The sequence below is a fragment of the Alteromonas macleodii ATCC 27126 genome (assembly GCF_000172635.2).
GTDB classification, from domain to species: Bacteria; Pseudomonadota; Gammaproteobacteria; order Enterobacterales; family Alteromonadaceae; genus Alteromonas; species Alteromonas macleodii.
The window spans coordinates 1493964-1512050 of sequence record NC_018632.1 but is presented as its reverse complement, the minus strand read 5'-3'; the positions used below and the strand labels follow the sequence as shown (position 1 = coordinate 1512050).

At 45.1% G+C, this 18087-nt stretch carries 17 protein-coding genes; 13 read left to right on the top strand and 4 right to left on the bottom strand.

The window, feature by feature from the left end:
• Positions 1 to 109: 109 nt before the first annotated feature.
• Genes MASE_RS06470 through MASE_RS06440 form a run of 7 tightly spaced genes read left to right on the top strand, consistent with a single transcriptional unit; the run spans position 110 to position 7216 of the window.
• Positions 110 to 1846 carry an anthranilate synthase component 1 gene (locus tag MASE_RS06470; RefSeq protein WP_014948945.1) on the top strand — a complete coding sequence of 579 codons (1737 nt, stop codon included), beginning with the start codon at positions 110 to 112 and terminating at the stop codon, positions 1844 to 1846.
• Positions 1843 to 2475: an aminodeoxychorismate/anthranilate synthase component II gene (locus tag MASE_RS06465; protein WP_014948944.1), complete on the top strand. Its 633-nt coding sequence runs from the start codon at positions 1843 to 1845 to the stop codon at positions 2473 to 2475. The genes MASE_RS06470 and MASE_RS06465 overlap by 4 nt, the downstream gene beginning before the upstream one ends.
• On the top strand, positions 2468 to 3499 hold the full coding sequence (trpD, locus tag MASE_RS06460; protein WP_014948943.1) for an anthranilate phosphoribosyltransferase: 1032 nt from the start codon (positions 2468 to 2470) through the stop codon (positions 3497 to 3499). The genes MASE_RS06465 and trpD overlap by 8 nt, the downstream gene beginning before the upstream one ends.
• On the top strand, positions 3492 to 4901 hold the full coding sequence (trpCF, locus tag MASE_RS06455) for a bifunctional indole-3-glycerol-phosphate synthase TrpC/phosphoribosylanthranilate isomerase TrpF (RefSeq protein ID WP_014948942.1): 1410 nt from the start codon (positions 3492 to 3494) through the stop codon (positions 4899 to 4901). The genes trpD and trpCF overlap by 8 nt, the downstream gene beginning before the upstream one ends.
• 20 nt (positions 4902 to 4921) lie before the next feature.
• On the top strand, positions 4922 to 6103 hold the full coding sequence (gene trpB / locus MASE_RS06450) for a tryptophan synthase subunit beta (RefSeq protein WP_014948941.1): 1182 nt from the start codon (positions 4922 to 4924) through the stop codon (positions 6101 to 6103).
• Complete coding sequence (gene trpA, locus MASE_RS06445) at positions 6103 to 6912, top strand: tryptophan synthase subunit alpha (protein WP_014948940.1); 810 nt, start codon at positions 6103 to 6105, stop codon at positions 6910 to 6912. The genes trpB and trpA overlap by 1 nt, the downstream gene beginning before the upstream one ends.
• A gap of 4 nt (positions 6913 to 6916) precedes the next feature.
• Complete coding sequence (locus MASE_RS06440; RefSeq protein ID WP_014948939.1) at positions 6917 to 7216, top strand: YciI family protein; 300 nt, start codon at positions 6917 to 6919, stop codon at positions 7214 to 7216.
• A gap of 317 nt (positions 7217 to 7533) precedes the next feature.
• Here the strand turns inward: MASE_RS06440 and MASE_RS06435 are convergent, their stop codons facing one another.
• Complete coding sequence (locus MASE_RS06435; protein ID WP_014948938.1) at positions 7534 to 7998, bottom strand: pyridoxamine 5'-phosphate oxidase family protein; 465 nt, start codon at positions 7996 to 7998, stop codon at positions 7534 to 7536.
• Between the two features lie 631 nt (positions 7999 to 8629).
• Between MASE_RS06435 and MASE_RS06430 the strand changes: the two genes are divergently transcribed.
• From MASE_RS06430 to MASE_RS06420, 3 genes are read left to right on the top strand one after another with little or no spacing between them, the layout of a single operon-like run.
• A complete protein-coding gene (locus MASE_RS06430) occupies positions 8630 to 8899 on the top strand; it encodes a PepSY domain-containing protein (protein WP_014948937.1) in 270 nt (89 codons plus the stop codon).
• A 1-nt stretch (position 8900) separates the two neighbouring features.
• A complete protein-coding gene (locus MASE_RS06425; protein ID WP_014948936.1) occupies positions 8901 to 9575 on the top strand; it encodes a response regulator transcription factor in 675 nt (224 codons plus the stop codon).
• On the top strand, positions 9572 to 10903 hold the full coding sequence (locus MASE_RS06420) for an ATP-binding protein (protein ID WP_014948935.1): 1332 nt from the start codon (positions 9572 to 9574) through the stop codon (positions 10901 to 10903). Before MASE_RS06425 ends, MASE_RS06420 begins: the two co-directional genes overlap by 4 nt.
• Positions 10904 to 11275: 372 nt before the next feature.
• On the opposite strand, the gene MASE_RS06415 is transcribed toward MASE_RS06420, so the two are convergent.
• Positions 11276 to 12316: an AI-2E family transporter gene (locus MASE_RS06415; protein WP_014948934.1), complete on the bottom strand. Its 1041-nt coding sequence runs from the start codon at positions 12314 to 12316 to the stop codon at positions 11276 to 11278.
• 73 nt (positions 12317 to 12389) lie between these two features.
• Between MASE_RS06415 and folX the strand changes: the two genes are divergently transcribed.
• Both folX and MASE_RS06405 read left to right on the top strand, forming a co-directional pair.
• A complete protein-coding gene (gene folX, locus MASE_RS06410; protein ID WP_012517852.1) occupies positions 12390 to 12758 on the top strand; it encodes a dihydroneopterin triphosphate 2'-epimerase in 369 nt (122 codons plus the stop codon).
• Positions 12759 to 12781: 23 nt separating this feature from the next.
• A complete protein-coding gene (locus tag MASE_RS06405; RefSeq protein WP_014948933.1) occupies positions 12782 to 13678 on the top strand; it encodes a TIGR01777 family oxidoreductase in 897 nt (298 codons plus the stop codon).
• A gap of 328 nt (positions 13679 to 14006) precedes the next feature.
• On the opposite strand, the gene MASE_RS06400 is transcribed toward MASE_RS06405, so the two are convergent.
• On the bottom strand, positions 14007 to 16529 hold the full coding sequence (locus MASE_RS06400; RefSeq protein WP_014948932.1) for an ABC transporter permease: 2523 nt from the start codon (positions 16527 to 16529) through the stop codon (positions 14007 to 14009).
• Entirely contained in the window at positions 16530 to 17228 is a 699-nt protein-coding gene (locus tag MASE_RS06395; RefSeq protein ID WP_014948931.1) for an ABC transporter ATP-binding protein, read from the bottom strand.
• Positions 17229 to 17244: 16 nt separating this feature from the next.
• Here MASE_RS06395 and MASE_RS06390 point away from each other — a divergent pair, with 16 nt between their 5' ends.
• The gene (locus MASE_RS06390) at positions 17245 to 17901 is read left to right on the top strand and encodes an arylesterase (RefSeq protein WP_014948930.1); all 657 of its coding nucleotides are present in this window, start codon (positions 17245 to 17247) and stop codon (positions 17899 to 17901) included.
• Positions 17902 to 18087: the final 186 nt, after the last annotated feature.

The following is an 18087-nucleotide window of genomic DNA, read 5'->3' as shown; positions in this document are numbered from 1 at the left end:
ACTCCCTAACTTAACGGGCGGTGTGCACTGTAGTGCGTGAATGAATACACATAAAGGCCCGTTAATACGGGCCTTTTTTTTGTCTTTTTGCAGTTGGAGAGTAGCAAAAATGAGTTTAGCGGAACTGGGGATTTCTCCAGGTAAGGTAGAGACAATTGAGCAGGTGGGACACTATGTCGATGATCCACTTGCCGCGTTTGCCCACCTTTGTGGCAATAAAAATAACGCATTGCTTTTAGAGTCGGCAGAAATTGATTCTAAAGACGATTTACAAAGCTTGTTAATGGTTGACGCAGCACTGCGCATGGAATGCCGGGGCAACCGCGTTGAAGTGAAAGCACTGACAGGCAACGGCGCTTCAGTGTTACCTTTATTTGTTGACCACGCCCCTGACGGCCTACACATCAAAGAAAGGACAGACACTTCAATTACGTTGGTGTGTGATGAAGCCGACGGTGAACTTGACGAAGACAGCCGCTTAAAGGCCGCAAGCGTAATGGACGCGCTTCGCATTGTTATCAATAAGATAACGCCAATCCGCCAGCATCCCCACGCCGTTTTCTTAGGCGGTGTTTTTGCCTATGACATGCTAGCAGGCTTTGAAAAATTACCTAACGTTGCAGAAGGTGAAAATGACTGTCCAGACTTTGTATTTTACTTAGCAGAAACTTTAATTACCGTTGACCACCAAACCCGCGAAACCCATTTAATTGGCAGTGTTTTTAGCGGACAAGACGTAGCCCAGCAATACTTTGCCATTGCTCAGCGCTTAGAAGCAATTCATCAGCAGCTACACGATATGCCCGCTGAACCCGTGCTAGTAGGTGCAAATACAGCAAAGATTGCTGATGTAGAAAGTGAAGCACAAAGCGGACAGTCACTCGTTTCCAACTCAGAAAACTCAAACGAAACTCAAAACGGACAGTCACTTTCTTCTTTTGACCCAAGCGTTGAAGTTAGTGTTGATTTAAGTGATGAACAGTTTTGCAACCATGTGCTGGACTTAAAACAGCACATTTTAGCCGGCGACATTTTTCAGGTTGTGCCCTCGCGCACATTCTCTCTCCCCTGCCCGTCGCCGCTACTTGCTTACGCTAAACTTAAAGAATCAAACCCAAGCCCTTACATGTTTTACATGCAAGATGCCGCTTTCAGCATATTTGGCGCCTCTCCTGAATCAGCGCTCAAATACGAAAGAGAAAGTAATCAGGTAGAGATCTACCCGATTGCCGGTACCCGTCCACGTGGCAAGCGCCCCGACGGCAGTATTGATAGAGATTTAGACAGCCGTATTGAGCTCAACCTTCGCGAAGACACCAAAGAAAAGTCTGAGCACATTATGCTGGTTGACCTTGCCCGAAACGATGTTGCAAAAGTGAGTCGCCCAGGTACGCGCTATGTGAAAGACTTGCTAAAAGTTGACCGTTACTCTCACGTGATGCACTTGGTGTCACGCGTGGTTGGCCAGCTACGTGACGACTTAGATCCACTGCACGCTTATCAAGCCTGCATGAATATGGGCACTCTAGTTGGCGCACCAAAAGTAAGCGCAGCGACGTTAATTCGCGAAGTAGAGAAAAAACGCCGCGGCAGTTATGGCGGTGCGGTTGGCTACTTGAATGGTCAAGGCGATATGGACACTTGTATTGTCATTCGCTCAGCGTTTGTGAAAAACGGCACGGCTTATATTCAAGCGGGTGCAGGTGTAGTATATGACTCGGTTCCACAAGCTGAAGCTGATGAAACCCGCGCTAAGGCACAAGCGGTAATTGGTGCAGTAAAAGCAGCGCTACAAGAAGAAGCTGAAAGTATCAACGTTGCATTAAATGAAGGAGGCAACGCATGAATCAGCAAGTGACCACCCTATTTTTGCTCGACAATGTAGACTCATTTACCTACAACCTTGTGGACGAACTGCGCACCTTAAACCTAGACATTAAAGTCTATCGCAACACGGTTTCAGCAAATGCTCTGTTTGAAAGAATGCAGGAACAAGCAACAAAAGGCCCAGTGCTTCTTATGCTGTCGCCAGGCCCAGGTGCACCAAGTGAAGCTGGCTGTATGCCTGAGCTACTTAAAAAGGTACACGGCGTGTTCCCCGTTATTGGAATTTGCTTAGGCCACCAAGCCATTGTTGAGCATTACGGCGGCACCGTAGGTCGCGCCAGCCAAGTTATGCACGGCAAGTCTTCTGCTATTACCCATTCTGAAGACGCCATGTTCAAAGGCTTACAGCAGCCCTTACATGTAGCACGCTACCACTCTTTAGTGGCACATTCATTGCCTGAAAACCTTACTGTTTGCGCATCTACAATAAACGATGACGGCAGTGAGGCCGTAATGGCAGTTTACAACAGCGAAGATCGCATGTTGGGTTTCCAATTTCACCCAGAATCTATTTTAACAGCCCACGGCAGTATGCTGTTAAAGCAAAGTATTGACTATTTAACGTTACAGGGAGCGAACCATGCTTAATGCAGGCCCTCTACTAGAACAAATTATGTTGCGAGAATCACTGTCGCAAACCGAGGCATACAGCTTGTTTAACAGCATCATGCACGGTGAACAAAGCGAGGTGATGATTGCTTCAGTGCTGACTGCGCTGAAAATGAAAAAAGAATCTCCCAGCGAAATTGCGGGTGCGGCGAGTGCCATGGTTGCCAATGCACTGCCCTTTCCCACACCGTCTTATGAGTTTGCAGATATCGTTGGTACAGGCGGAGATGGCCACAACACCATTAATATTTCCAGTGCAGCTGGGGTGGTTGCCGCTTCTTGTGGCGTGAAGGTGGCGAAACACGGTAATCGCAGTGTATCGAGTAAGTCTGGCTCTGCTGATTTGTTTCGCCAGTTTGGTCTTAATTTAGAAATAAGCCCAGAAACTTCCCGCAAGTGCTTAGATGAAGCAAATTTCACATTTCTTTTTGCACCGGTTTATCACGCCGGTATGCGCCACGCAGCCCCCGTGCGCGCTGCGATGAAGACCAGAACCTTATTTAATATACTGGGGCCGCTGGCAAACCCGGCGGGTCCAACTCATGGCGTTTTCGGCGTATACTCTCCTGAACTGCTTGAACCTTACGCAAAAACCCTTATGCTGCTTGGCCAACACCGCGCAATGATAGTGCATGGCGATGGCTTGGATGAACTGGCGCTTCACGGCGAATCAATGATTTACGACCTTGAGCATGGCGATATTCGCAAGCTTACCGTTACCGCCGAAGACTTCGGTTTACCTCATTATCCTCTTTCTGCGATTGAGGGCGGTGAACCTGAAGAAAACAGACAATTTGTTGAAGCAGCGCTAAACGGCGAAGGTAAAGAGGCGCACCGTGCCGCTATCGCCATGAACTGCGGGGCACTGTTGAAAGTAACCGGCAAAGCCTCAACCTTCAAAGAAGGGGCTGAAATGGCGATGAACGCTATGGCCGAAGGGTTACCCATGCAGTTATTAACGAAGGTTGCCAAAATTACTCAGGAGGTAAGCACGAATGGCTAATGTGCTTGAGAAAATTGTTGCAGACAAACGAGAAGAAGTGGCCGCACGCAAAGAAGCACTGCCGCTGGAAAGCTTCAAGGCGAATCTAGTTCCTTCCGAAAAGAGTTTATTTGCCGCACTTAGTGAGCCAAACGCAGGCTTTATCTTCGAATGCAAAAAAGCATCGCCTTCAAAAGGTCTTATTCGAGAGCATTTCGATTTAGACGAGATCTTAGCGGCTTACACGCCTTATGCTGCCGGTATTTCTGTGCTGACAGACGAGAAGTACTTCCAAGGTAAATTTGAGTACTTAGCTTATGTTACTGAGCGTGTTGCTCAGCCTGTGCTTAACAAAGATTTCTTCGTTGATACCTATCAAGTGTATCTAGCCCGTCACTATAATGCCGACGCAGTGCTATTAATGCTTAGTGTGCTAAATGATGACGAATATCGCGAGTTGGCAAGCGTTGCCAATGCTCTGTCATTAGACATTCTTACCGAAGTAAGTAATGAAGAAGAAATGGAGCGCGCTATTGCCCTTGAAGCCAACATCATTGGTATCAATAATCGCAACTTACGCGACCTTTCTACCGATTTAGCCACAACCGAACTCCTTGTGCCCATGCTTGAAAAAGCCACGCACGACTACGTGGTTATTTCAGAGTCGGGCATATACACACATCAAGACGTGCTTCGTTTAGCGCCTGTATCCCAAGGCTTTTTGGTGGGCAGTGCGTTAATGGCAGAGGCTGACCTACCGCGCGCTGTGAAAACGTTAGTGAATGGCGCAGTTAAAGTGTGCGGGCTTACCAACCCCGAACAAGCGCAAATGGCGTTTGATAAAGGCGCTAGCTTTGGCGGGCTTATCTTCGCTGAAAAATCGCCACGCTATGTGAGCGAAGCACAGGCTTTGACTATAACGCAGAGCATTGACGGTGCTTTTGTTGGTGTGTTCGTTAATCACGACATTGATGAAGTGGCATCACTCGCCGCCTTGCTCAACCTTTTTGCCGTGCAGCTTCACGGCAGCGAAGATGACACCTACATTTCAGCGCTTGCTGCCAAGCTTCCAGAAGGTTGTGAAATTTGGAAAGTCGAAGGTGTTAAAGCAACCTCTTCTGGCGCACTACCAGACGCAGTGGACAGACACTTAAAAAATAGCCTTGTAAGCCGTGTTCTTCTGGATTGCCAAGTGGGTGATGCCAAAGGCGGTACAGGCGAAGCGTTCAACTGGCAACTATTAAACGATATCGAAGCGAAGCATAAGTTAGTGCTTGCTGGCGGTATTAACGCCCAGAATGTTGCAGAAGCTATTGCAACCGGCTGTGGTGCTATTGATGTGAATTCAGGCGTAGAAACCGCACCCGGCGTGAAAAGCGAAGAAAAACTCGACGCGCTTTTTGCCATTTGCCGCCGTTACTAATTTAAATACAGGACAACGTAATGAACCAGTTAGATACAAAATTTGGTGAATTTGGTGGCATGTACGTGCCCGAACTACTAATTCCAGCACTAGACCAACTGGAAAAAGCATTTTTGGATGCCAAGGACGACCCGACATTTAACGAAGAGTTTTTATCTCTGTTAAAAGACTACGCCGGTCGCCCAACGTCAATGACGTTAACTCGCAATCTGGTAAGTAACCCAAAGGTGAAGTTATACCTAAAGCGTGAAGACTTACTACACGGTGGCGCTCACAAAACTAACCAGGTGTTGGGCCAAGCGCTACTTACCAAGCGCATGGGTAAAAAAGAAGTTATTGCCGAAACAGGCGCGGGCCAACACGGTGTTGCAACTGCGTTAGCATGTGCATTGTTGGGGCTAAAGGCACGTATTTATATGGGTGCGAAAGACGTTGAGCGTCAAGCGCCAAACGTGTTCCGAATGAAGCTTATGGGCGCAGAGGTTATTCCTGTAAACGCAGGCTCAGGTACCCTTAAAGATGCCGTAAACGAAGCCATGCGCGACTGGTCAGCAAACTATGATAAAGCGCACTATTTGTTAGGCACAGCCGCGGGTCCTCACCCGTTCCCGACTATTGTTCGTGAATATCACCGCATGATTGGCGAAGAGACTCGCGCACAAATTATGGAAAAAGAAGGTCGCTTACCTGACGCAGTAGTGGCATGTGTGGGCGGAGGCTCAAATGCTATCGGTATGTTTGCAGACTTTATTGAAGAGCCTTCTGTACGCCTGGTGGGCGTTGAGCCTGCGGGTAAAGGTGTGCACACCAAAGAGCACGGCGCAACTATCGTGACGGGTACAAAAGGTATTCTTCACGGCGCATACACCTTCATTATGCAAGACAAAGAAGGCCAGATTGAAGAGAGCTACTCAGTATCTGCTGGACTGGACTACCCTGCTGTTGGCCCTCAGCATGCTTATCTTCACGACATTGGCCGAGCGGAATACGTGGCCGCCACCGACGAAGAAGCGCTGAACGCATTCCAATTGCTTGCAAGAAAAGAAGGTATTATTCCTGCCCTTGAATCGTCGCATGCCTTAGCGCACGCGCTTAATATGGCAGATGAAGCGGAAGAAGAAACCATCATCGTAGTTAACTTATCAGGTCGTGGCGACAAAGATTTAGCGCACGTTATCAACATTTTAGGGGACGATTTATAATGGATAGATATGCACAAATGTTTGCCGGGCTTGATAAAAAGAACCAAGGCGCTTTCGTACCTTTTGTAATGGTAGGTGACCCCGATTTAGCGCAATCTGAAGCCATTATTTGCCAGCTGGTAGAAAGCGGTGCTGACGCACTTGAGTTAGGTATACCTTACTCTGACCCCATCGCCGACGGCCCCACAATCCAAGCTTCTGCCATTCGCGCATTAAGTAATAAGGTGACGGTAGCAGATTGCTTGGGCGTTATTTCACGTGTTCGCGCAAAATATCCTAATGTGCCTATCGGCTTGCTACTGTACAGCAACTTAGTAATGGCCCAAGGTATTGAGAACTTTTACAATAAAGCGCAAGAGGCAGGCGTTGACTCAATTTTGGTCGCTGACGTTCCTATTCGCGAAGCGGCACCTTTTCAAAAAGCAGCCGAAGCCACTGGCATTTCACAAATTCTGATTGCACCACCTAATGCTACTGACGAAACCATGGAAAAAATCGGGGAATACTCGAAAGGTTACACGTATTTGCTGGGTCGTGCTGGCGTTACTGGCGCAGAAACTGCCGCAAACGTGCCTGCTTCAGAGCTTATTGAGCGCTTGAACAAACACAAAGCAGCACCAGCATTGTTAGGTTTTGGTATTTCTACACCGGAACAGGTTAAATCTGCTATTGACGCTGGTGCCGCTGGCGCAATTTCAGGCTCGGCGACAGTGAATATTATCGCTGCCAATTTATCGGACAGTCACAAAATGCTAAGCGAGCTCGGCAGCTTTGTTGAAAGCATGAAAGCCGCTACGGCGAAAGGATAAACGCATGCTATATATGATTTGTGCAACCGATGTTGCGGACAGTCTAGAAAAACGCTTGGTAGCGCGCCCTGCTCACCTTGAACGTTTGAATGTATTAAAAGATGCGGGCCGTTTAGTTATGGCAGGCCCCTTCCCTGCTGTAGATAGCCCAGATCCTGGCCCAGCCGGCTTTACCGGCTCTCTAGTAGTAGCAGAGTTTGATTCACTAGAAGCTGCTCAAGCATGGGCAGACGCTGATCCGTACATCGAAGCTGGTGTTTACGAAAGTGTTGTAGTTAAACCTTACAAAAAGGTCTTGCCTTAGATTTTGAGCTAAGCGTTATATCGTAATTAATGTTAAATAGCGAAAGCCCCTGAAAATCAGATTACTTTGGTTTTCAGGGGCTTTTTTGTTTCTTCAACAATAATGAAGCTAACTTTGGACAGACACTTATTTACCGAAATAATGTGGACACACACTTGTAATCGTTCACCAAGCTTCACATCATTGATAGTGGACAGTCACTTAATAATCAGCCAACAATCGCAATAAACAATCCCTTGTGGACAGACACTCGCTCCTCTGAGTAAGTCTCCTAACACCTCCAAGCTTCGCCATAAAATTGGCCCAAAATGCTGCGTTTAAAGTTCGACCTTTTCGTGTTCACCCATCTCTTCTGGCTTTACCGTTTTACCAGTGAGCATTTTAAACATGCCTTTTAGCGAAGGATCTGCATCCCACACTTCTGCATCTATAAGTTCAAAGCGAAGCATTAATAAAGAAGGATCATCTTTACCTTTCTCGAACCATGCTTCTACTGGATTAGACCAGTATTTATCAATCACGTCTTTACGTGATTCAACAGTGAGGTTGCCTCGGATACAAGCAAATACATCATGACCTTTGGATGCAAAGTGAACCATGGCTTTTCCACCTTTAGCAATGCGGTTGTCTCGACTAGTGTAAAACCAAAACTCACTATCAGCGTCTTTATCAAGTTGGGCGTACATAGGCTCGGCATGCATATCCTCACCAACCAGACTTACCATGACTTTTGGACTATCTGACATTGCTTTCCACATTGTTTTCTTAATATCGCTAGACATAACTTCTCCTTGTTGAAAATGAATGTCTGTCCGACTTTACTATCTAATTAAGTAGTTGAGCTGAACAGCTTATTTTCGTTTTGTTGATTCATCTGAAGCTTATGCCTCGCACGTGGCATGCCAAAAAAGTCAATATCATCCCGCTCAGCTGCCAAAAGAGTTATTGAGAAACGTAAGCTCTTCACTACACACTAGTTAGGTACAGCTTTGGACACACACTCGTACATCCATATGAGCGTTGAGAACTAATTTACAAAAACCGTGGACAGTCACTCGTTTGCACAATAAACATTGGTCCCCCTTAATAACAATCAACAAAGTGGACAGACACTTTTTCAAAGTAGAAGTAAAGATTACTCAATATGACTTACTAACGAGAGCACTTAAATATATGCGTCACTTTGAAGCTTAGAAATAGACTTGTGGACAGACACTCTCATTTTGACTTGTGGCCTCTTAGCAACTAAGTGTCTGTCCACAATATTTGCTCTTTCGTAAATGCCATTTACTTAAGGCTTATATACAGCTTTTGCTCCGCAAGGTAGACTAAACCCAGTTCAGAATCGGTTCAGTTAACCAAGTTATACTTATCTGTAGTTTGGCCTGAGTGGGATAATAATTGTGAGGTTGTATGAAATTATCGCTTCGTGTTGCAGTAGTTTGTTTAGTGTTAGCTTTGTCTAACACAGCGCCAGCTTTGGCGTTTCAAGACTCTGGCGGCGATATATCAAAAAGCGAAGCTGCTGAGCGTGCTCGCGTTGCTGTAAATGGACGCGTCTTAAAAGTTGAACAGACCTCAAAAAACTACCGGGTAAAAGTACTTAAAAAGTCAGGGCGAGTAGTATCAGTAGATGTAGACAAACGCTCAGGCAAGGTAAAAACAAATAAAGATAAGGACTAACATGCGTATCCTCGTAGCCGAAGACGATAGCAGATTATTAACCCAGCTTGATGCGCTCCTTCAGCAAAATGGCTATAGCGTAGACCTCGCAGATAATGGTGAGCACGCGCTTTTTCTCATTAAAGAATATAGCTATGACCTGGCTATCGTCGACATCGGCATGCCAAAGCTAGACGGATTTGAGGTTATACGAAAAGCCCGTCAAGCTGATATTTCCTGCCCTATACTCATTTTAACTGCTAGAGATAGGTGGCAAGAGAAAGTGGAAGGCCTTGATGCCGGAGCCGATGACTACCTCACCAAACCCTTTCACAACGAAGAGTTACTTGCTCGAACAAAAGCACTAATTCGACGAGCTTCAGGACAAGCGAACCCAACCATTCAGTTCGGCCCTATCTCGCTGGATACCGTTAGTGAAGAACTATCGTTAAACGGTCAAGCTTTGGATCTAACAGCTTACGAATACAAAGTCATGGAGTACCTTATGCTTAACCCGCAAAAGGTCATCTCTAAAACAGAGCTAACCGAGCACATTTATGACCAAGATTTCGATTTAGATAGTAATGTAATAGAGGTTTTCGTGGGAAGACTGCGGAAAAAGCTGGACCCGACCGGTGAGTTAAAGCCAATCGAAACCCTTCGAGGTAGAGGCTATAGGATAAATAGAAGTTTATGAGGCAATTGTCGCTACGTCTTCGGAGTATCTTTCTAGCGATTGTTCTTCTAGCGTTATTTGCGCCCTTTACTGTTGTCATTTTAGACGAGGCATATACTGATAGCCTTACGCAAGCCAAGATGAGTGAGCTTAGGTTGATGAACTTAGGTCTGTTATCGGCTTTCGAGTTAGATGGCGACCTGCCCTATATGCCTGAAATTTTATACGAAGAGCAGTTAAACCTTCCGGGATCAGGTTATCTTGGCGTGATTGTGTTTCGAGACGAAGTAATTTGGCAGTCAGCCTCAGCTCTTGAATATACCTTTTCACCACCAGAGATAGACGTTGCAGTCGGTAACGAGTTATTTTTGGATTCCCATACACCTAAGTTTGAAGAAGGTTCCCAGTTTTTTGTATATGCCTTCACTGCAGAATTTGCTTCAAGTAAAGACTTCGAGCCTGTTCGGTTTTATATATTTAACAATAAAGCACTTTTTGAAGCAGAGCGGAATACGTTCTTAGACACGACGTGGCAGTGGATTTTCACGCTCTGTATAGCGCTCCTAATTTTTATTATTATCGGGATTAGCCTAGTACTTCTTCCCGTTAGGAAGTTAATTGACGAAATTTCACAAGCCTCAAGTGGGCATAAACGCCAGTTAGAATCACGCTATCCCGTTGAATTCGATTCCTTAAAACAATCCATTAATGGTTTGCTTCAAACTGAGGCCGCCCAAAGGGCGAGATATAAAAACAGTTTAGGAGACTTAGCACATAGTTTGAAGACGCCTTTGGCAGTAGCATCGGGCACTAGCGATTTACCTACTGAGGTAAACGAAGCATTACAGCAAATTGACCGAATCATTAAACGCCAGCTGAAAAGAGCGAGTGCTGGAAAATCTGGCTGGCAACAAGCTATCTATATATTACCCATTTTGCACAAGCTTGCCGATGCAATGGACAAGGTCTATCAAGATAAAGCCCTTACTATTGAGTTTGAACTGGATGAGGATACTCAGTTTAAAGGAGACGAGACCGACTTCATGGAACTATGTGGCAACCTTCTAGACAATGCATGCAAAGCAGCGACCAATAGAATTATCGTATCAGCGTCGAAGCGTGCTGGTTGGCTAACAATTAAAGTAGAAGACGACGGCCCTGGTATTCCTGACGACAAAAAGGTGCTTTTGTTAGAGCGAGGAACTCGACTTGATACCTATACAGAAGGCCACGGAATAGGCATGGCGTTGGCGGCCGATTTAGTTTCAATCTACGAAGGTAGAATGCTCATCGAGGACAGTTCGCTTGGCGGTGCTCGTATCGTTATTCAATTTCCCAATCACGAATAGTGCTTTAAAAAGTACAACGAAGTTTGTGCATGATCGTTAACCCCTTTAGCTTTCAATTCCTCAAATATGAGAGTGGACAGACACTTGAGTTCCTACAAAAATTTGGTGCGTATGGAAAGTGGACACACACTTAGATTTACACAAAAGTTTGGGGCAGACAGACACATTCTCAACTGACTGTTTAGCTAGAAACCAATGAGAAAATTCTGTTTTAAAATGGATTGCGTGTCTGTCGCCTTTTAACCTTTCTTTTTCGGGCGTAAAAATTGTACAAGTAGAAGCAGACAGTCGCTTTTATCTAGCTTGAGTGCAGTCTTTCGAAGAATTACGCTAAAACAGCTGAGTGTCTGTCCACTTTCTACTTCCACTAAGTTACGACGCAGACTTCTCACCTTCACTCGATAACAGCACAGCAAGCCACTTGCTCTCTTCGCGAGACTCTAATGCTATTTTTACCACCATGGTTAACGGAACTGATAGCAACATTCCAACGGTGCCTAGCAGCCACCCCCAAAATATTAACGAAAGGAATACTACAAGTGTAGAGAGCCCCATGCCTTTACCCATCAATCTGGGTTCCACCATATTTCCCATGATGGTATTAACAAGCACAAAGCCAAGCGCTGCGAAACCTGCTGAGGCAGGGCCAAGTTGAACAAAGGCTATCAACACTGCGGGCACAGCAGCGATAATTGAGCCAATGTTAGGAATAAAGTTGAGCATGAAAGCCAACACAGCCCATAACATGAAATGATCTACTCCCATCACATACAGCCAAATACCAATAATCAGACCTGTTCCTAAACTGACCACAGTTTTTATCGCTAAGTAACTGTTCACAGAACGAATAAATCTGTCGATATGCTTTAGTTTCATTCCAGGATCGGCAAGGGCAATATGCAACCGGCGGGGAATACTGTCTGCTTCAAAAAGCATGAATATGACAGTAAGAAGAATAAGGAATAGGTTTGAAAGTACGCCGCCCATCCCGCTGATGAAATTTGTTGCTACAGACATAGCCGTCGCTGGGTCAAGGTGCGAAGCAATTAACTCTCTATTGATGTGAATATTAAATTCAGCCAATTTGGACACAACCCAGGCAAACTCTGTATCAAGCTTACTTCTGTATTCTGGCAGATTTTCTCGAAACTCGGTCATAGACTGGCCAACTAAGCCAGCTAAAAGAAAACCAAAAACAACGATAAGCAGTATAACAAAAGTTATAGAGAGCCATTTAGGCACGCCGAATTTCGAAGTCCAACGTATTATTGGGCTACACGCGATCGCTATAAAAATAGAGAGAAAAAACGGTACCATGATCGTACTGGCGGCTTTAATACCAGCCATTACCACTACTAAACATGCTAAAACGATTAGAATTTTTGCTGTTGGCGAGCGTAGTTCCATTGACATTTTGTGCTACATTCCTGACTGAAACGACAACACTTTACAACGACTTATAAACAACTACAAACAAGAGACTTCAATGAACTTTAATCTCGCCACTATTAAAATTAAAAACTTAAGACTACGCACATACATCGGCATCAATGAAGATGAAATAAAAAACAAGCAGGACGTTGTTGTTAACGTGAAAATTGATTACGACGCTGAAAAAGCGACGAACACCGACGATATGAGTGATGCGCTTAACTATAAAACGATTACAAAGGCAATCATCAAGCTTGTAGAAGACAACCGTTTTTCTCTTCTGGAAAAACTTACCGCCGATGTGCTAAGCATTGCCGCAGAACATTCTTCGGTGCGCTACGCTGAGGTTGAGGTCGATAAGCCACATGCCCTTAGATTTTCTGATTCCGTGTCCCTGACACTATCTTGCAATAAGACGGGATAAGGTCATACCTCGAGGAGCTAATTGTGAACATTCTTTTGACCGGTGGAACAGGGCTGATAGGAGGCGAATTTATTCGTCAATATTCTCGAGAACATGAATTTACGGTGATTTCTCGCGACTTTGCAAAAGCAAAGAGCAAATTGGGGGATAACGTCAAAATCGTCGAGAACGTTTCTTCGATAGAGAATTTTGAGAATTTCGACGCAGTAATTAATTTAGCTGGTGAGCCTATCGCCGATAAGCGCTGGACAGACACTCAAAAGAAAATAATTTGCAATAGCCGCTGGGACATCACTTCTGAGCTAGTCTCAAAAATAAATAGTTGTGATGCGCCTCCGCCTGTTTTCTTATCGGGCTCCGCGATTGGTTACTACGGCAATCAAGGAGACAAGCTTGTAACTGAAGAAACTCCTCCTCATAACGAGTTCACCCATGAACTGTGCGCTAAATGGGAGACTATTGCCCAAAGTGTAGATCAAGCTAAGACACGTGTCGTAACGCTTCGAACTGGTGTAGTTCTCACCGAAAAAGGCGGAGCGTTAGAGAAAATGGCACTACCGTTTAAATTGGGGGCCGGAGGTACACTTGGGAGTGGTAGTCAGTATTTGGCCTGGATCCACTTACAAGATATGGTGCGTGCTATCTCCTTCTTGCTCGAGAATAGTGCATGTTCTGGTGCATTTAATTTAACGGCACCAGAACCAGTGACGAACAAGGAGTTCTCTAAAGCGCTCGCAAAATCACTTAATCGACCTTGCCTGTTCAATGTCCCGGGCTTTGTTATGAAAATAGCAATGGGCGAATCGTCGACGATGATACTTGAGGGGCAAAGAGTCATTCCTCAAAAGCTTACTACCGCCGGCTTCAGTTTTGACTTCCCTTCTATCGACGAGGCGCTAAGAGAAATATATCGCGCATAGTTGAATTACGGAAATTCGTTATGTGCCTTGTGGACAGTCACTTGAATTGCTAAGCAAGTGTGTGTCCACATTTATTGCACAACATTATCGCGAGGCACTTTGCTTAGTTACAAACCTCAAAAACATCTATTTACTATCAAACCAGAGCACTTCTCAAACTCTTCGCGAAAACCATTCTTTTGTAATTAGTGAACTTTGCTGTGAAATGCACAGTGGACAGACACTCATTTGAATTGAGTGACTGTCCACTGCCCTTAATCTAAACGGCACTTGACCGAGCGTCTGTCCGTTTTGTATTAAAGCGCATTTTAAACTAACGCAACAATACCTAAACCATATTCCGCAGCATCTGACTGGTATTAAGTGTAAGCAAACGCCAGCATCCAAACGCACCTAATATGCCTACAACGACAGCGCCAACGCTTGGCGCTATTGCCCAGTATTCTGGGTGTAAGCTTGCTTCCATTTGGAATACAGAGGTTTGAAGTAAATAAAGGCTCAACTCATTGGCCATTGCTGCCATAAAGCCTGCTACTACACCAATGATAACAAACTCAAAAATAACACTTTTTCTTATCAACGCCCCCTTTGCACCTAGCGTCCGAAGTATGGCTATTTCCTGTCTGCGTTCATCCATACTCGCCTGTACTTGTGCAATCAATACCAGACTGCCCGCTAACAATACCAGCACCAAAATAAATTCAACGGCAACAGACACCTGATCCACAATCTCTCGCAACTGATTAATTCGAGCATCAACGTCGAACATAGTTATTGATGCAAACGGTTTAAGTAGGTTAGTTAACTCTGCCTTTCTCTCGGTAGGAAGGTAGAAACTAGTAATATAAGTTGGGCTAAATGCGGCCATTGCCTCAGGGTGAATAACGAAGAAAAAGTTAGGCTGCATAGTCTGCCAATTCACAGTACGAATACTCGTTACTTTCGTTTCGACAATCTCGCTTCCCACATTAAAAGTAAGCCGATCGCCCATTTTAATGTTCAACCTTTCTGCAACGCCTTCTTCAACGGAAACCGGGAACCATCCTTCGCTGTAGTGTTTATCCTCATCGCCATGCCAGTTCCCGTCAATGACCTCGTTTTCTTTTTGAAGCGCGTTGCTCCAAGTTAGGTTTGCTTCTCTGCCTAAACCTCTTCGGCCTTCTCGATTCGGCTCATCTTCTTTAGAAACCTCGGTGTTTACCCCTTCTCCATTTACCGAAACAAATCGGCCTCGAATGACAGGATAAAACTCTTCGATTTTTACTCCATTGTCAGCGAAGTGTCTGTCCAATTCTGGTTGGATGTCTGGCGTAATGTTAATTAAGAAATAATTGGGTGTACCTTCGGGCAATTGCGAGCGCCATTGCGAAACCATATCGTTGCGCATTACCAGCACCACTAAAAGCAACATAATGGTGACGGAAAAGCTAATAAGCTGCACGCTGTTGTCCATTGCACGTCGCTTAATACGTGCCCATGCCAACTGCCACGCCCCCATTCTTCCACTGCCCAGCTTGCGACCTACAGCAATTAAGATATACGTAGCACCAAGTAATCCGAGCACCAACGCAGCGCCAGAAACGAAAAGAATAGCGCTAATTTTTAAATCTCGACTATACATCCACATCAGTAAGAATATTGCGCCACCGGAAGCCACGAACTGAATGCTTCTGGAACGTAAATTCGCTGATATGTCCTTTATTAATACGCGAAGCGGAGGAACTGAAAATAGCTGCAAAAGCGGATATAAGGAAAAGAGCAATGCACACGTAGCGCCTGTAGCAACGGCGATTAAAAGCGGCCGCCAATGCCACACATCAAGAGATACATCCACTCTGTCCGCTACAAGTGAAATCACTACTTGCTGACCGATAAAACCTATAACGAGGCCAATAAAAATACCAAGCCCAGTGATAAATAAAATTTGGAACAAATAGACTTTTCGAATGGTACTGCTTGTTGCCCCCAAGGTCTTCATTATTGCTACGGGATCAAAGTGACGTTGAGCATAACGCTGAGCAGCAACGGCAATGGAAACGGCCGCTAATACTATTGCTAACAAACTCGCTAACAGAAAATAGCGCTCAGCACTTGCGACAGAACGCCCTATCGCTGACTCGTCATCTTCGACTGTACGCCACGAATGTAAGTCGTCATTTAATTGGGGCAATAACCAGGTATTGAAGTTTTCTATGTCACCCGCATCACCGGCAAAAAAGCCCACATAACGAGCGCGACTCCCTGGCCCGGTTATCGCAGTTTTTTCCAAGTCGTTTAAGTTAATTAGCGCAATAGGGTCAGTATTAAACACGCTAAAACCAGCATCGGGAATATCTACCAATACATGCGTAACGGTAAAAGTGCCATCACCAATATCGATACTATCGCCAATAGAAAGCCCCAAGCTCTGAAAAAGCCGAGACTGTACCCATGCTTCCCCAGACTGAGGTAATTCTGCAGTATTGCGTTTTTCTCCAAAAGGCTGGTCGGTAATATTGACTGTCCCTTTCAGTGGATAAGCGTCATTCACGGCTCGTAAATCAACAAGCGACATCTCGTCGCCTTTAAATACCATTGAACGTGTTGCTACCTGCTTTGCCGTCGCAAGGCCCTCTTCTCGGGCTCTAGCCAACCATTCCTCGTTTATAGGGTCGTCTGAACGAAGTTGCGCATCTGCTGCAATGAAAGCCGCAGAGCGAGACTTTAGTGCGCCCTGTAAACGCTCGCTAAAAAGTGACAACGACAATACGGCTGCCACAGAAAGCACAATGGCCAGCAATATGATGGTCAGTTCACCACGTCTAGCTTCATGCTTGAAAAGCCGCCAAGCTAAATTAAAAGACGTCGACATCTAAACCGCCTCTTTCTTATTCATTGTGTTCGCGCCAGTTGTTTCAACTAATTCGCCAGCATTCATAGTGAGTTGCCTGTCACAATGTTCCGCAAGCTCGTTATCATGAGTTACGAGTACGAGAGTTGTGCCTTTTTCTCTATTCATCTCAAACAACAGCGCTTCGATTTTTTCACTATTTTTGGCGTCTAGGTTGCCGGTAGGCTCATCGGCGAAAAGTATTTTGGGAGAGGTAATAAATGCTCGCGCTATGGCAACACGCTGTTGCTCGCCCCCCGACAACTGATTCGGGAAGTGATGTGCGCGATGTTTCAATCCGACTTGCTCTAGAATACCCAAAGCTAGTGCCCTTGGGTTATCAAGCCCTGCAATTTCTGCCGGTAGCATCACGTTTTCTAAGGCTGTTAAGCTTTGAACTAACATAAAGCTTTGGAAGATGAAGCCTACTTTATTTCCTCTTAAAATTGCGCGCTCTTCTTCATTCATACTGTGAAGTGCTTCGCCATCTAAGAAAATTTCCCCTTCTGTAACTTGGTCAAGTCCAGCTAACAAGCCCAAAAGAGTTGACTTACCCGAGCCTGACGCGCCAATAATGGCAACGGACTCACCAGACTTGACTTCAAAAGAAATAGGACGAAGGATCTGCAGTGAACCTTCACTCGTATCCACTACTTTGGTTACAGCATTAGCTTTTATCATAAGAGGTCATCAATTCGTGTTTGTTAAATTTCGTTGTTTGTTCGCGTTTTTACTTATTCTTTTAATACCCTTTCAAGCGCTATCAGATCAAGCCGAGCAGAGCGACACAAGCGAAAATGCGGTTTTACTTATCTTAGGTGACAGTTTATCCGCGGCTTATGGATTACAGCAACATGAGGGTTGGGTCAGTTTGTTACAAAAGATGTGGCAAGACGACAACATTCCGATTGATATTGTAAATGCTGCGGTAAGCGGAGAGACCACTGACGGTGGTTTAGCGCGATTTCCCCGTTTATTAGAGCAACACAACCCTACCCATGTATTGATTGAACTGGGCGGTAATGACGGCCTTCAGGGCCATAATATCGGTAAGATTAGGGATAATTTAGATTCACTGGTAAGTGTTGCGAAGGAGAGTAATGCCGTAGTGTTTCTGCAAGAAATGCAAATTCCTTCTAATTATGGCAAGCGCTATACGCAGATGTTTACTCAAAACTTCAATAAAGTAGCGGAAGCTCAGGACGTTCAAAAAATTCCATTTTTCCTTGAAGAAATAGCGCTAAATAAGGACTTAATGCAAAACGATGGTATTCATCCCAATGCTGAGGCACAGCCTTTGATCGCTAATTTTATGGACAGACACTTAAGAAGTTTAATTCTTAGCGCTCAATAATTGTGCTAATCTTATCAAGTGATTTTTTAAATGCGAGGTTTGTTTATGGACGTTTCTTCTGTTAATTCGTCTCCTGTTTCCACTGTCTTAGAATCGCCACAGCGACCTACTCAACAGGTTGAGCCCCGTAATGTGCAAGAAAGTCGCGAGACTCAGCCCCAGAGCACACAGCAGACCTCAAGCGCT

Excerpts from the sequence above, each read along its gene's own strand:
- MASE_RS06470 (WP_014948945.1), top strand. The coding sequence starts at position 110 with ATGAGTTTAGCGGAACTGGGGATTTCTCCAGGTAAGGTAGAGACAATT.
- MASE_RS06465 (WP_014948944.1), top strand. The coding sequence starts at position 1,843 with ATGAATCAGCAAGTGACCACCCTATTTTTGCTCGACAATGTAGACTCA.
- trpD (WP_014948943.1), top strand. The coding sequence starts at position 2,468 with ATGCTTAATGCAGGCCCTCTACTAGAACAAATTATGTTGCGAGAATCA.
- trpCF (WP_014948942.1), top strand. The coding sequence starts at position 3,492 with ATGGCTAATGTGCTTGAGAAAATTGTTGCAGACAAACGAGAAGAAGTG.
- trpB (WP_014948941.1), top strand. The coding sequence starts at position 4,922 with ATGAACCAGTTAGATACAAAATTTGGTGAATTTGGTGGCATGTACGTG.
- trpA (WP_014948940.1), top strand. The coding sequence starts at position 6,103 with ATGGATAGATATGCACAAATGTTTGCCGGGCTTGATAAAAAGAACCAA.
- MASE_RS06440 (WP_014948939.1), top strand. The coding sequence starts at position 6,917 with ATGCTATATATGATTTGTGCAACCGATGTTGCGGACAGTCTAGAAAAA.
- MASE_RS06435 (WP_014948938.1), bottom strand. The coding sequence starts at position 7,998 with ATGTCTAGCGATATTAAGAAAACAATGTGGAAAGCAATGTCAGATAGT.
- MASE_RS06430 (WP_014948937.1), top strand. The coding sequence starts at position 8,630 with ATGAAATTATCGCTTCGTGTTGCAGTAGTTTGTTTAGTGTTAGCTTTG.
- MASE_RS06425 (WP_014948936.1), top strand. The coding sequence starts at position 8,901 with ATGCGTATCCTCGTAGCCGAAGACGATAGCAGATTATTAACCCAGCTT.
- MASE_RS06420 (WP_014948935.1), top strand. The coding sequence starts at position 9,572 with ATGAGGCAATTGTCGCTACGTCTTCGGAGTATCTTTCTAGCGATTGTT.
- MASE_RS06415 (WP_014948934.1), bottom strand. The coding sequence starts at position 12,316 with ATGTCAATGGAACTACGCTCGCCAACAGCAAAAATTCTAATCGTTTTA.
- folX (WP_012517852.1), top strand. The coding sequence starts at position 12,390 with ATGAACTTTAATCTCGCCACTATTAAAATTAAAAACTTAAGACTACGC.
- MASE_RS06400 (WP_014948932.1), bottom strand. The coding sequence starts at position 16,529 with ATGTCGACGTCTTTTAATTTAGCTTGGCGGCTTTTCAAGCATGAAGCT.
- MASE_RS06395 (WP_014948931.1), bottom strand. The coding sequence starts at position 17,228 with ATGATAAAAGCTAATGCTGTAACCAAAGTAGTGGATACGAGTGAAGGT.